The organism is Winslowiella sp. 2C04 (assembly GCF_050037805.1).
GTDB lineage: Bacteria > Pseudomonadota > Gammaproteobacteria > Enterobacterales > Enterobacteriaceae > Erwinia > Erwinia toletana_A.
The window spans coordinates 3,908,916-3,922,961 of sequence record NZ_CP188300.1; the positions used below are offsets into that span (position 1 = coordinate 3,908,916).

General features: G+C 54.0%; 9 protein-coding genes. 3 read left to right on the forward strand and 6 right to left on the reverse strand.

What is annotated here, in order from left to right; all coding sequences use genetic code 11:
• Position 1 precedes the first annotated feature (1 nt).
• The 6 genes from ACP3TC_RS17785 to ACP3TC_RS17810 form a co-directional block, all read right to left on the reverse strand.
• Positions 2 to 769, reverse strand: a complete 768-nt coding sequence (locus tag ACP3TC_RS17785) for a DedA family protein (protein ID WP_313855728.1) — start codon at positions 767 to 769, stop codon at positions 2 to 4.
• Between the two features lie 113 nt (positions 770 to 882).
• A complete protein-coding gene (locus tag ACP3TC_RS17790) occupies positions 883 to 1,275 on the reverse strand; it encodes a DUF4150 domain-containing protein (RefSeq protein WP_313855727.1) in 393 nt (130 codons plus the stop codon).
• Positions 1,276 to 1,290: 15 nt separating this feature from the next.
• Complete coding sequence (locus tag ACP3TC_RS17795) at positions 1,291 to 1,899, reverse strand: DUF3540 domain-containing protein (protein ID WP_313855726.1); 609 nt, start codon at positions 1,897 to 1,899, stop codon at positions 1,291 to 1,293.
• A gap of 15 nt (positions 1,900 to 1,914) precedes the next feature.
• Positions 1,915 to 2,985, reverse strand: a complete 1,071-nt coding sequence (locus ACP3TC_RS17800) for a pentapeptide repeat-containing protein (protein WP_426816939.1) — start codon at positions 2,983 to 2,985, stop codon at positions 1,915 to 1,917.
• The gene (locus ACP3TC_RS17805; protein WP_426816940.1) at positions 2,982 to 5,495 is read right to left on the reverse strand and encodes a DUF2169 family type VI secretion system accessory protein; all 2,514 of its coding nucleotides are present in this window, start codon (positions 5,493 to 5,495) and stop codon (positions 2,982 to 2,984) included. Before ACP3TC_RS17805 ends, ACP3TC_RS17800 begins: the two co-directional genes overlap by 4 nt.
• A gap of 42 nt (positions 5,496 to 5,537) precedes the next feature.
• Entirely contained in the window at positions 5,538 to 7,568 is a 2,031-nt protein-coding gene (locus ACP3TC_RS17810; protein ID WP_426816941.1) for a type VI secretion system Vgr family protein, read from the reverse strand.
• A 288-nt stretch (positions 7,569 to 7,856) separates the two neighbouring features.
• Between ACP3TC_RS17810 and polB the strand changes: the two genes are divergently transcribed.
• From polB to rluA, 3 genes are all read left to right on the forward strand, one after another.
• The gene (gene polB / locus ACP3TC_RS17815; protein ID WP_313855722.1) at positions 7,857 to 10,217 is read left to right on the forward strand and encodes a DNA polymerase II; all 2,361 of its coding nucleotides are present in this window, start codon (positions 7,857 to 7,859) and stop codon (positions 10,215 to 10,217) included.
• Positions 10,218 to 10,370: 153 nt separating this feature from the next.
• Positions 10,371 to 13,277, forward strand: coding sequence for an RNA polymerase-associated protein RapA (gene rapA / locus ACP3TC_RS17820; RefSeq protein ID WP_426816942.1), 2,907 nt, complete (start codon positions 10,371 to 10,373; stop codon positions 13,275 to 13,277).
• Positions 13,277 to 13,930: a bifunctional tRNA pseudouridine(32) synthase/23S rRNA pseudouridine(746) synthase RluA gene (gene rluA / locus ACP3TC_RS17825; protein WP_426816943.1), complete on the forward strand. Its 654-nt coding sequence runs from the start codon at positions 13,277 to 13,279 to the stop codon at positions 13,928 to 13,930. Before rapA ends, rluA begins: the two co-directional genes overlap by 1 nt.
• Positions 13,931 to 14,046 lie beyond the last annotated feature (116 nt).

Here is a 14,046-nt window from a genome sequence, read left to right on the forward strand (position 1 = left end):
CTTACTGGCCGAAAAATACCTGCCACAGCAAATGACGGAACAGCGGCATCATTGGATGGAACTGAATAGCAACAAAACTGGCGATGCCAGCAACGGCAACCGTTGGTGCCAGCCAGCGCAAGCGCGCGATCGGTAAATACGGCGTTGCCCAGTCGTTTTGCTTATTCGCCCGCTTCCAGCGCCAGCACAGCCAGAAACCGAGCCACACCAGTAACGCCACCGCCAGCAGCAACCACTTAAACATGCCGCTTTGCGCATCGTGCGGCACGTCTATTGCTACCCCGGCGAGAATGCCCGGCATAAAATAGAGCGGCGGCCACAGCAGGCAGCCAATCACATTCGGCGGAACAAACTTCCTGATCGGTAACTCCAGCATCCCGGCGACCATCGGAATCAACGGTCGGGTTGGCCCGATAAAACGCCCAACCAGAATGGTGAACATACTGTGCTGATGCAGTGCATGCTCGGTTTTATCCAGCATCGACTTGTGCTTTTGCAGAAAAGACCAGCGATGCAGCGGCCCCTTAAACTGCCAGCCAATATAATATGAGATCCAGTCGCCCAGCAGGCAGCCGATAATTCCCGCCCCCCATGCCGGATACAGCCCCATCTGGCCGCTGCCAATCAGCGCACCTAACGTCGCCATCAGCACGGTTCCGGGTAATAACAAGCCCACTAATGCCAGTGACTCGAGAAATGCCACCAGCATCACGGCGAACAGCGACCACGCCAGCGATTGGGTAATTAATTGTTCCAGCCAGGCTTCCATAAGCTTCCATCCGGTATTCAGGATGTTGGATTGTCCTGACAGCTTGCGGCAGCGTCAAGGCTTGTTTTGTATGCGAACATTGACAGTTATCGCAAGCTTTACCACCCGACGGTTTAAGGTGCCATCATCACGACCTTAAACTGGCTGGGAACGGCACGCATCCCGACCGTATTGTTGCTATTTTGCAGGCTCAGGCTGGTCAACCGCGTTGCCGGTGAGCCTTTCAGCAACACGGTAAACGAAGCCGTCAGATGACGGGCCGGGCCCATTACCGTTCCCGAAGCGACCCCGAGATTAATTCCGGCATTATCGCCATTGGTCAGCGGAATAATCGTTGCCAGATTATGCGCCGGCATCCCAAGAAACAGAATATTCATTGCCACGGGAATAGCGGTTGGCCCCAGTGCGATATTTGGATATGGCAGCGGAACCGGCAACGGCATTGGCGTCAGACAAACATCCGGCAGCGCCAGATCGCTCCCCATTAACTGGCAATTGGCAAACATAGACTCTCCTGCTGCTTAACCCATATGGATCTGACCGGCATCAACTTTGGCGATAGCCTTAGCGGTAATCACCGTATTTTGCGCATGCATCCGCAGATAATTTTCCGCTTTAATATCCAGCTGTCCGGCGCGCAGATGCTCGGTCTGACTGGTTTTGCGAAACACGTTATTACTAATCTGGGTAATGGTTTGCCACACCGACTCACAGCGCTTGCCCACCAGGCTGGTCAGGTTCACCCAGGCGGAAAGCGACTCACCGCTGTATTTCAGCGCATGAATATGGCAATCCGCCTCTTCCGCCGTCATCCGCAAACTTTTACTGTTGAGGCTTAACTCGCCCTGACTGACGATGCGCAAATGGCTTTCAGTACTCAGCTCGGCGACCTGTCGCGGTGAGCTACGATCAAGAATCGCCAGCACCCATATACCTTGTTCAATCGTCACCAGCAGCACCGCATCTCCGACGGCCGGAACCAGCAGGCAGCTGGCGGCACGCCGGCAGTGCCAGCCACGTTCAGCACATTCAACGGTCAGAGTGCCATCGGGAAACAGATGGGTCACGCGCCCGGCCGACTGCTGCGGCGACAACAGCACGGCGGGATAGGTCTGGTTAGCGGTATTCATAGTACAAAACCTCGGTTAACGACGACTTTGGCGAAGTAGACTCCAGGCTTCTGCGGCTAATAATTCGCTATCGTGTTCGATAATATGATTACGATCGGAAAAATGCGCCCCAGCGTGCCGGGCTAAATGGAAACGCGTTCTGAAAAAAACCGCGTGGTTAAAATTGGCGTGACTGATATCTGCCCCGCTGAGATCGGCCCATGTCAGATCGCTTTCGGCAAAGTTTGCCGCCGCGGCATTGACCTGCTGCAAAATCGCCTGATAAAAACGGCTAGCGGTGAAATCGCAGCCCTCCAGCATGGCACCAACAAAAATAGCCTGATCAAAAACGCTGTGCTGGCAACGCGCTCCGCTGAGATCCGCCGTGGTAAACAGCGCTTGTGCGGCATTCACGCGTTGCAAATTGGCTCCCTTCAGCGACGCACCGCTGAAATTACACTGCGTCAGCTGCGCGCGGGAAAAATCAACTGCATCCAGGTTATTGTCAGAAAACTGACAGCCGATAAACACCTGCTGCGCATAGCACTGCTTATGATGGTTACAGGCAAAAAATACCGCTCGTTCGAAACGGGTACGTGCAAATCGGGTGTGACGTAAATCTATGTTAAAAAAAGTAGTCAGCAGACAGCGCATCTTGTCCATCAGTGCGCCCTCCAGCAAACAGTGATAAAACGTGCAATGGCTTAGCGGCGCGCCGGTAAACCCCGCGCGCCGCAGTGAACAGGAGATAAACTGATTTTTATCCTGCTGACTGTCATTAAACTGCGCATCGTTAATTTGGCAGTGGTTAAAAATGGTGTCGGTTATCGCTGTTCGTGCCATATTCACCGCGTTCATTTCACACTGATTAAATACCGCCTGTTCGAGGCGCGCTTCGCTGAATACCGCATCGTTGAGCTGGCAGGCGGTGAACACCGTCTCATGCAGACTGGCACCGGAAAAATCAGCGCCGCTGACATCCACCTCCTGCAATAGTCCTCCGGCTAAATCCAGCCCGCGTAAATTTGCCCCGCGTAACGACACCTGCTCAATCTGTTCGCCGTTTTTGATCTTCAGTTGCAACGCTTCAGCGCTGAGACGGTTCATTGCCGCTCCCGCTTTGGTAGCGTCCTGGTGCGGCTGATAAAGGTATCGTTCAGCTGCGTCGTTTCCGTGATCAACGATTGCGAGAGATCGGTGCGAAACAAATTTGCCCCACGCAGATCGGCCCCGCTCAGCAGGCTTTTTTGCAACACCGCACCGATCAGGTTGCTGTCCACCAGCGAGGCATCACGAAAATTGGTGCGAATAAACAGACTGCCTGCCAGATTGCTGCGGCTCAGATCTGCCTGCTGACAATTGGCTTCACTGAGATCGCTGTTCACCAGCTTCGCCTGGTGAAAACAAGCGTTATCAAGCTGCAACTGACGCAGATTACATTCGGTCAGCGTCGCGAGCGTAAAATCGGCTCCTGACAACTGGCTTTCAGCGGTGATTGCGCAGTTTCGCAAACAAGCACGATGGAAGTTGCTGTACTCCGCACGGCTCTCTACCAGTGAACACCCCGTCAGTCGTGCCTCAGCGAAGTCCGCCTTATCAAGCTGGCACTGTACAAAGCTGACTTTAGTTAAACTTGCCGCGCTGAAATCGGGCTCCGCTAACGACAATCCTAAAAACAACAGGTTATCGAGCGTAGCCTGATGAAAGCGCGTCTGAGATATCATCGCGTTATGCACCACCATCTCGCTCAGTGATGCATCGTCAAAGCGGCAGTGATCCAGTACCGTCTCATGCCAGACAGTACTGAGGAAATGCGCCCCGGAGAAATCGCTGTGCTGACAACGGGCAAAGGCCAGCGAGGCATTGTCAAATACCGCATGACGCAGCGATGCCTGGTTGAACTCAGCGCGGGCGAGTATTGCCTCGCTGAAGTTAGCCCCGTCCAGCTGACTGTGGCTGAAATCCGCACTCTCCAGCAGCGCACGTGAGAAATTAGCTCCCCGCAGATCCATATAAGACAGATCGGCACCGGTAAAATCCAGTCCGCTGAAGTCGCCATTGAGCGCCATCGTCGTCATTGCGCGATTACGCAATACCTGCACCGTTTCGCCCTCGATACGTGCTGCCGCTGGCTGTGCCTGCACCGACATCAAATAGATTTGATGCAGTGAGGAAATGGTTTCTGCGCGCTGCTTCTCGCTCATCTCCTGACTGTGCAATAGCTGATGCATCTGATGCAGCGCTTCCGGCCCGCCGGGCAAGGCAGCGGACGGCGCATTAGCTTGATTGTGGTGCGCAAAGTGTCGTTCTGCTTGCTCGTGCAGCTGGTCAGCCTGCTGCTCCAGCTGCTCAATAAATGCCGGAAGCGCATCCAGATCGGGTAAGCTCAGCTCGCTCAACCCGGAAGGCTGTTGACTGCTCTCCTGCTCCTGTTCGTCCAGCCGGGCGCGATGCTGCTGTCGCAGGTGGATTTCACGGCTGCGCAAATTTGCCGCAATCGGGCTATCCTGCACCGTCCGCTCGGTATCCAGCCATGGCCCAATGGCATCTTCCGGCAGCAGATCTTTTTCACGAAAGGCATACAGCGCGCCCTTTTCTTTATCCAGCCGCTGCTCAAGCACCAGGCGATAGTGACTAAGTGAACGTTCACTACCGATTTTTTCCAGCGCCGGTAAGATCTGCAATATATCGGCACCATCATCCTCAGCAATGCGGATACTGCCCTGCCAAATCAGCAGCATCTGTTCAAGATGTGGAAAGAACCACAGCGTCGTGGCGCGCAGCGGCACCTCGTCAAACTGCTGCTGATTCTGACGGGTGATAAAACAGCGCGCCTGCCACGGCGGTAATCGCCCCTGCTGTAACGGCCGGTTTGGATGCATATTCCAGATGCGCCACTGCGCCCCGGCGGGCAGCCTGTCATCCTGCGGCCACCACTGATCTTCGCTGGCGGCATTGAACAGTCGCCAGTCCATATCCGGCGCGAAACCCGGAAAATGTTGCTGTAACCAATGGGTATCGTACTGTTGACCCACGCGCGAAAAACGTCGTGGCCATGTGATATCTAACGGACCAAATCCGGCGGGTTCTGGCCTGTCGCCCACTGATGCCATGCGCCCGCTAAGCGACTCAATATTCGGCAGGCGAAAAAAATCATGCCCCTCAATGTTATCGGGATGAAAGCCAATACCCTGCGGGTTGTCCGCGAAGCCTTTACCACCAAAAGCCCGGCTCCAGTCGAGGCGCATCTGACGAAAACAGCGGGGCGAGGACGGTTTATCGGCTAACCAGTGACGATCGCCGGTGACCAGCAGCGTCTTACTCAACATCCCGACTTCAATTTTTACCGTGCAGCGCGTTTTATCTGCCTGATGTTGACTAAAGGCATAGCCGGTCGCCAGGTATTCGGCGCAGACTTTTGGCATCGCTAAATCCAGCACGCCACCGCTGGTGGATAACTCACTGGCAGCCAGTTGCCACATTTCCGCTTCGGGCCGTAATTGCGGTGTGGCCCCCATATCCGCCAGTGCTAATACCGAAATTCCCAGCTGATTTTCCCCCTGCAAACAATAAGGCCGGTTTAATACACTTAAACGCAGAGGCTTAATTATTTTCATGCGATGATCCTTAAGCACACTGCAAGCGATAAAGGCTGGTGATTACATATATAAATGCAGCATGCTGAATATCGATATTTGATTGGAAAAATCCAGCTTCACTCCGGAACCACTGTATTTTATGGTATCGGTTTGCAGCGTAACAGCGCTTTTAGACATATTAAAGCCGGTAATACTGCTGGAAACGCCCTTAAATTCATTACTCGATAGCGTAGTACCTGCCGTCATACCATTTACTTTGATATCAAGACCATTAATACCAATATTGACACCAGAAATAGTGCAGGCTTCTCCCCGGGTAGTAAAGGTAATGCCCGGCGCGTTGATGGCTATATTACTGTCACTTTTCAGATGAATATTATGGGGTGAAGTAATAGCAATATTTCCGCCATTAACATTCTGTTGCCAGCCACCCTCAATCGAAACATTCGCTTCGCCATGAATACAAACATTACGATCGCCGGCAATCGTCAGCTTACTGTCTCCCCCAATTTCAGTGCGTTGCTGGCCTTTGATAAGATAGCGGGCGTCACTGTCTACCTGCAGATTCAGGTCATTCTCTACCGAAATCGTCATATCACGCTCGGCGTGCATGGCGAAAATCTCGCGCCCCGGCGCATCATCAAGAAACAGGTAGCTGGCATTGTCCATGCTGCCACCGCTGCTGCGCGACATAAAGCCCATGCGGGTGGCGGCGCTGGGTAACGCCCACGGCGGCATATTCTGCTGATTATATACGCCTCCGGTAATAATCGGCCGATGCGGATCGCCATTAATAAAATCCACCACCACCTCTTCTCCGATGCGCGGCACCTGAACCGCACCATATTTCCAGCCTGCCCGACCGCTGGAGACCCGCACCCAGCAGGAAGCCGTCTCATCATCACCACCGTGACGATCCCAGTGAAACTTCAGCTTTACCCGCCCGTATTGATCGGTCCAGAAGGTTTCACCTCGCGGCCCGACAACCACGGCGGTTTGCGGCCCATACGTTTTCGGCCAGCGGGTATTTCGTGCCGGTCGCCAGTTCACCACCGCGGGCACCACGACAAAGTTGATATGCTGTTCGGCATCCTGCTCGTTACCGCTGGCATAGGGGTTTGCCACCAGCTGATAGCTGGCGCTGATGGTGAGGTAGTCTCCTTCATCCACCGCGCGAGCCGCCTGGCTAAAGTTAAACAGAAAACCCGCAGCGATGCCGACAGCACTGGCGCTGCCGGTTATCTGCTGATGACGTGCAGCAAGCTCCTGCTGACGCACTCGGGCATAAAACTCGCCGTGCTCTCGATCGGTAAACCCGCCAGGCCAGTCAAAGACTTCGGCTTTACCGCTGGCAAAAGAGTGGGGATTCTGACGCACCTGCAGCAAACGCGCATGTGGCTGTAAGTAATCGTAATCCGCGTGGCTGTAGCGTGCCGGAGTCACAGAATCCGTTACGCTCCAGCTCATTATCGCTTCCGCAACCTGCTCTTCATCCGGCTGATACGTCAGCCTTTCATAACCCGGCAGCGGGTTATGTGCTCCGGGTGCATCAGCCAGAATGCAGACCTCGCTGCCCAGCTGATGCTTAAAGTAGTAATAGATCCCTTCGTGCTCCATCAGGCGGCTGATAAAATCAAAATCACTCTCCTGATACTGCACGCAATAATTCCACCGCCGGTAGCGCCAGCTAAGTTGATTCTCAAAAAGGATCTGATGCTCCGTCAGTAGCCCAGCCACAATTTCAGGAACGCTTTTTTCCTGCCAGATTCTGAAATCGCGATTTTGTGTTAAATGCCACAGCGCCGGACGTAAAACCGCCAAATAAACATAATAACGTTCACCACGGTTTTCACGTCCTACCAGGGTTATTTGCGTAACACAGCCATTTAAATATCTCGGTATTTCTTTGTGGGTATTTAATGCAACCGTTATTGACTGCCCTAACAAACATTTCAGCTCGATATCATTACTGGCGCTTAATAGCTCAACTTCAAAGCGATACAATCCGGAAAGCTGCTCACTGCCGGTCAGTTTTTTGAATAGCAGCCGACCGTCATCCAGCGGAGTATAGGCGACAATTTGGCGTTCCATGGTAAAAATCCTTTTATTAACTCTTCGCCTGCCTGGCTAAAAAATAAATTAACATCGTCCGTTTTTATTGCCATAAAAATGTCATACCAATCGGTCTGAATAACATTATTACGTTAAATCGCCGTAAGGTTTAACACCTGATTCTGTATCTTGCCAGCCACAAGCGAAAGATTGAGCAATAATTTAAAAGTGTAATGATAATTATTATCAATTAAACACTCAGCGTCTGCAGCACTGTATAAATAAACATGCTATTATTGCTTATAGTTAACGCAATAAGGGTTTTCGGTGGACAACGCGCGCGCAGGCTTTTTACTTACTCGCCACTGGCGGGATACCGCCACGGGAACGGAGGTGGTGCTGTGGCTGGCAACCGATGCCGGGCCGCAACGGCTGGTGCTGCCGCAACAGGAGTCGGTGGCCTTTATTCCGCTGGAGTATCAGCAGCAGGTGCAGCAGCTGCTGGCAAATGAACGCCACTACCGCGTTGCACCGCTGGAACTGAAAGATTTTCGCCTGCGTCAGGTATTTGGGCTGTATTGTCGTCAGTACCGTCAGCTGCAGCGGCTGGAAAAACTGCTGCGGGAAAATCAGATACCGGTTTATGAAGCCGACATCCGCCCGCCAGAGCGCTTTTTAATGGAGCGCTTTATCACCGCACCGGTGTGGTTTAGCGGCCAGCCACTGGGTAACAGCCTGCAAAACGCCCGTCTGAAACCGCATCCTGATTATCGTCCACCGCTAAAATGGGTGTCGCTGGATATTGAAACCACTCAGCACGGCGAACTGTACTGCATTGGTCTGGAAGGCTGCGGTCAGCGCCAGGTTTATATGCTGGGGCCGGAAAATGGCGATGCCAGCCAGCTAGATTTTGCACTGGAGTACGTCAGCAGCCGGCCGCAGCTGCTGGAAAAACTTAATGCCTGGTTTCAGCAGCACGATCCGGATGTGCTGATTGGCTGGAATGTGGTGCAGTTCGATCTGCGGGTATTACAGAAACATGCTGACCGCTACGGTATTCCGCTGCGGTTAGGCCGCAATAATGAACCCCTCGAATGGCGTGAACATGGCTTTAAACCCGGCGTGTTTTTCGCCCAGGCCACCGGCCGGTTGGTCATTGATGGTATTGAAGCGCTGAAATCAGCGTTCTGGAACTTCTCCTCATTCAGCCTTGAAGCGGTTTCTCGTGAGCTGCTGGGCGAAGGCAAAGCGATCAATAATCCCTGGCAGCGCATGGAGGAAATCAACCAGCGTTTTGCCAACGATAAGCCGGCGCTGGCCCATTACAACCTGAAGGATTGTGAGCTGGTAACCCGTATTTTCCAGCACACCGAACTGATGCCATTTTTACTCGAGCGCGCCACGGTTAACGGGCTGGCGGTCGATCGTCACGGTGGTTCGGTCGCCGCCTTTGGTCATCTTTATCTGCCGCGCATGCATCGCGCCGGTTATGTTGCGCCAAACCTCGGTGAAATTGCGCCGGAAGCCAGTCCGGGCGGTTATGTGATGGACTCACGTCCCGGGCTGTATGACTCGGTACTGGTTCTCGACTACAAAAGCCTGTATCCGTCGATAATTCGCACCTTTCTTATCGATCCGGTCGGGCTGATCGCCGGGCTGGCGCAGCCTGACGATGCCCATTCGGTGCCGGGTTTTCGTGACGCCCGCTTCTCGCGTACAGAACACTGCCTGCCGGAAATCGTCAACCAGATCTGGCTTGGCCGCGAAGCGGCAAAAAAACAGGGCAATAAGCCGCTGTCTCAGGCGCTGAAAATCATTATGAATGCTTTTTATGGCGTGCTGGGAACCAGCGCCTGCCGCTTTTTCGATCCCCGGCTCGCTTCCTCAATCACCCTGCGTGGTCATGAGATTATGCGGCAAACCCGCGAGCTGATTGAGGCGCAAGGCTATGATGTGATTTATGGCGACACCGATTCAACCTTTGTCTGGCTGAAATCACCCCATGGGGAAGCCGAAGCGAATGAAATTGGTCAGCAACTGGTGGCAGTGGTTAATAACTGGTGGCGCGACCATTTGCACCAGCAGTTTGGCCTCGAAAGCGCGCTGGAACTGGAGTATGAGACCCACTTTAATCGCTTTCTGATGCCGACCATTCGCGGCGCGGAACAGGGCAGTAAAAAGCGTTATGCCGGAATGATTAACGATGGCGGTCAACAGCGTATGGTATTTAAAGGGCTGGAAACCGTGCGCACTGACTGGACGCCGCTGGCGCAGCAATTTCAGCAACAGCTTTATCAGCGTATTTTTCAGCGCCAACCCTATCAGGATTTTATTCGTGAAACCGTGCGCCAGCTGCTGGATGGCGAACTTGATGACCAGTTGGTGTTTAAAAAGCGCCTGCGTCGGCCACTGAGTGAGTATCAACGTAATGTGCCGCCCCATGTGCGGGCAGCGCGACTGGCCGATGAACAGAACCGCAAATTAGACCGCCCGTTGCAGTATCAGAACGGTGGCTATATTCGCTACGTGATGGCCACCTCTGGCCCGGAACCGCTGGAAGCCCGGCTTACGCCGCTCGACTACGATCATTATCTTTCGCGCCAGCTTCAGCCGGTAGCCGAGGGTATTTTGCCCTTTGTTCAGGATGATTTTGCTACACTAATAACCGGGCAATTAGGGCTGTTTTGACAGGTGACGAACGCGCCACCTTCCAGTACCATAGCGCCCTTCCTGAACGCTACCGCTCTGAACCTTTCGCCAGACATTCATGTCCGGCCGCAATACTTTTTGCCTGTGAGCGCGTTCTAAAAATTTTTTTTAAGAGAATCGAGCCAACTATCTATGCCTTTTACACTTGGTCAACGCTGGATCAGCGATACGGAAAGCGAACTGGGATTGGGAACTGTTGTTGCACTGGACGCACGTATGGTGACAGTGTTATTTCCCGCTACCGGTGAAAACCGTCTCTATGCCAGAAATGATTCTCCCATTACCCGCGTGATGTTTAATCCGGGCGATACCGTCACCAGCCATGAAGGCTGGCAGCTGGAAGTTGAAGAAGCCATCAGCGAAAACGGCCTGATGGCTTACGTCGGCCGACGTCTCGATACCGACGAAAGCGGTGTCATGCTGCGTGAAGTGATGCTGGACAGCAAACTGGTGTTCAGCAAGCCGCAGGATCGCCTGTTTGCCGGTCAGCTTGATCGTATGGATCGCTTTGCGCTGCGTTTTCGCGCACGCAAATACCACAGTGAACAGTATCGCCTGGCGATCAGCGGGCTGCGCGGCATGCGCACCAACCTGATCCCGCATCAGCTGCATATCGCCCATGACGTGGGTCGTCGCCACGCCCCACGCGTGCTGCTGGCCGATGAAGTTGGCCTGGGTAAAACCATCGAAGCCGGTATGATTATTCACCAGCAATTGCTGGCTGGCCGCGCAGAGCGCGTGCTGATTGTGGTGCCGGAAACGCTGCAACATCAGTGGCTGGTCGAGATGCTGCGCCGGTTTAACCTGCGCTTTGCGCTGTTTGACGACGCGCGCTATGCCGAAGCACAGCTCGACAGCGATAATCCATTTGATACCGAACAGCTGATTATCTGCTCGCTGGATTTCGTGCGCCGTAACAAACAGCGTCTGGAAAAAATGGCCGATGCCGAGTGGGATCTGCTGATTGTCGATGAAGCACATCACCTGGCGTGGAGCGAAGGTGAGCCTAGCCGTGAATATCAGGTCATTGAACAGCTGGCCGAACAAATTCCCGGCGTACTGCTGTTGACCGCAACGCCAGAGCAGTTGGGGATGGAGAGCCATTTTGCCCGCCTGCGCCTGCTCGATCCGGATCGTTTCCACGACTTTGACCAGTTTGTTGAAGAGCAGAAGAACTTCCGTCCGATCGCCGATGCGGTAGCAATGCTGCTGGCTGACAAAAGCATCTCTAAAGATGAGATGAATATGCTGAACGATCTGGTCGGTGAACAGGATATCGAGCCGCTGCTGCAAGTGGCTAACAGCGATCGTGAAGGCAAGCAGCAGGCGCGTGAAGAACTGATCAGCATGCTGATGGATCGTCACGGCACCAGCCGCGTGCTGTTCCGTAACACCCGTAACGGCGTTAAAGGCTTCCCGAAACGCGAGATGCACCAGATCCGCCTGCCGCTGCCGTTGCAGTATCAGACGGCGATCAAAGTCTCCGGTATTATGGGCGCACGTAAATCTGCTGATGAACGCGCGCGCGATATGCTTTACCCGGAGCAGATTTATCAGGAATTCGAAGGGGATTCCGGCACCTGGTGGAACTTCGATCCGCGCGTCGAATGGCTGATGGGTTACCTGACCAGCAACCGCGATGAAAAAGTGCTGGTGATCTGCGCCAAAGCCGCAACCGCACTGCAACTGGAACAGGTACTGCGTGAGCGTGAAGGCATCCGCGCGGCGGTCTTCCATGAAGGCTTATCGATTATTGAACGCGACCGTGCAGCGGCTTACTTCGCTACCGAAGAGGGCGGCGCTCAGGTACTACTGTGTTCAGAAATCGGCTCTGAAGGCCGTAACTTCCAGTTCGCCAGCCGGCTGGTGATGTTCGATCTGCCATTCAATCCGGATCTGCTGGAGCAGCGTATTGGTCGTCTTGACCGTATCGGCCAGGCGCACGATATCCAGATTATGGTGCCGTACCTGGAAAAAACCGCGCAGTCGGTGCTGGTGCGCTGGTATCACGAAGGGCTGGATGCATTCGAACACACCTGCCCAACCGGTCGTACGGTTTATGACAGCGTTTATCAACCGCTGATCGAGTATCTGGCCGCGCCGGAAAATACCGAAGGGCTGGACGAATTTATTGCCGAGTGCCGCAGCCAGCATGATGCGCTGAAATCGCAGCTGGAGCAGGGCCGCGACCGTCTGCTGGAGCTGAACTCCAACGGCGGTGAAAAAGCGCAGGCGCTGGCCGAGCTGATTGGCGAGCAGGACAGCGATATCGAGCTGGTGAATTTCGCGCTGAATCTGTTTGATATCGTTGGGATCAACCAGGAAGATCGCAGCGACAACCTGATCGTTCTGACGCCATCGGATCATATGCTGGTGCCTGATTTCCCTGGGCTGCCGGAAGATGGCTGCACCATCACTTTCGATCGCGATCAGGCATTATCACGTGAAGATGCGCAATATGTGACCTGGGAACACCCGATAATTCGTAACGGTTTGGATCTGATTCTTTCCGGCGACACCGGCAGCTGTGCGCTGTCGCTGCTGAAAAACAAAGCGCTGCCGGTCGGAACGCTGCTGGTCGAGATGATCTATGTCGTTGAAGCGCAGGCACCGAAACATCTGCAGCTGACCCGCTTCCTGCCACCGACGCCGATTCGAATGCTGGTTGACCGTAAAGGCACCAATCTTGCCGGTAAAGTGGAGTTTGAGAGCTTTAACCGTCAGCTGAATGCGGTAAATCGTCATACCGGCAGTAAGCTGGTCAATGCGGTTCAGCAGGATGTGCATGCGATTCTGAAGTTATCCGAAGAGCAGGCCGCAGCGGAAGCGCGTTTAGTGATCGATGCGGCGCGTCAGGAAGCCGATGAAAAACTGAGTGCTGAATTGTCTCGTCTGGAAGCGTTGAGAGCCGTTAACCCTAACATCCGTGATGATGAGGTAGAGGCGCTGGAAAACAACCGTGAACAGGTACTGGCCAGCCTCAACGACGCCGGCTGGCGTCTTGATGCACTGCGTCTGATTGTGGTGACTCACCAATAATGCAACCTTACAATCCCCCGCAGGATCCCTGGCTGCATATTCTGTATCAGGATCAGCATATTATGGTGGTCAATAAGCCCAGCGGTTTACTGTCAGTACCCGGTCGTCTTGAGGAGCATAAAGACAGCGTGATGACGCGTATTCAGCGCGATTATCCGCAGGCCGAATCGGTGCACCGGCTGGATATGGCGACCAGCGGGGTGATTGTTGTGGCGCTGCACAAAGCCGCTGAGCGTGAGCTGAAGCGGCAATTTCGTGAGCGTGAGCCACAGAAAAGCTATATGGCGCGCGTCTGGGGCCACCCGCAGCCGGAAACCGGTCTGGTTGATTTACCGCTGATCTGTGACTGGCCGAACCGGCCAAAGCAGAAAGTGTGTTTTGAAACCGGCAAAGCCGCACAGACCGAGTATGAAGTACTGGAGTATGCCAGCGACAACAGCGCGCGCGTGCGCCTGAAGCCGATTACCGGTCGTTCGCATCAGCTGCGCGTGCATATGCTGGCATTAGGCCACCCGATTCTCGGCGATAATTTTTATGCGCACGAGGAAGCCAGAGCAATGGCATCAAGATTACAGCTGCATGCGGAAATGCTGACGATTACTCATCCTGAGTATCAGACGCCGATGACCTTTCGTCAGCCGGCAGATTTTTAGTTACGCCAGACTCTCGCTTATTCAGGCGTCGGTGGCGCCGTCAGTTCAGGTGCGGCCAGCGCGCAAAAACCGGAACGTACACAAAGTACATAAGGATTTTGCGCACTGCCCAAGCC

Coding starts and splice junctions, on each gene's coding strand:
- rapA (WP_426816942.1), top strand. CDS start 10,371: ATGCCTTTTACACTTGGTCAACGCTGGATCAGCGATACGGAAAGCGAA.
- ACP3TC_RS17785 (WP_313855728.1), bottom strand. CDS start 769: ATGGAAGCCTGGCTGGAACAATTAATTACCCAATCGCTGGCGTGGTCG.
- rluA (WP_426816943.1), top strand. CDS start 13,277: ATGCAACCTTACAATCCCCCGCAGGATCCCTGGCTGCATATTCTGTAT.
- ACP3TC_RS17800 (WP_426816939.1), bottom strand. CDS start 2,985: ATGAACCGTCTCAGCGCTGAAGCGTTGCAACTGAAGATCAAAAACGGC.
- ACP3TC_RS17805 (WP_426816940.1), bottom strand. CDS start 5,495: ATGAAAATAATTAAGCCTCTGCGTTTAAGTGTATTAAACCGGCCTTAT.
- ACP3TC_RS17790 (WP_313855727.1), bottom strand. CDS start 1,275: ATGTTTGCCAATTGCCAGTTAATGGGGAGCGATCTGGCGCTGCCGGAT.
- ACP3TC_RS17795 (WP_313855726.1), bottom strand. CDS start 1,899: ATGAATACCGCTAACCAGACCTATCCCGCCGTGCTGTTGTCGCCGCAG.
- ACP3TC_RS17810 (WP_426816941.1), bottom strand. CDS start 7,568: ATGGAACGCCAAATTGTCGCCTATACTCCGCTGGATGACGGTCGGCTG.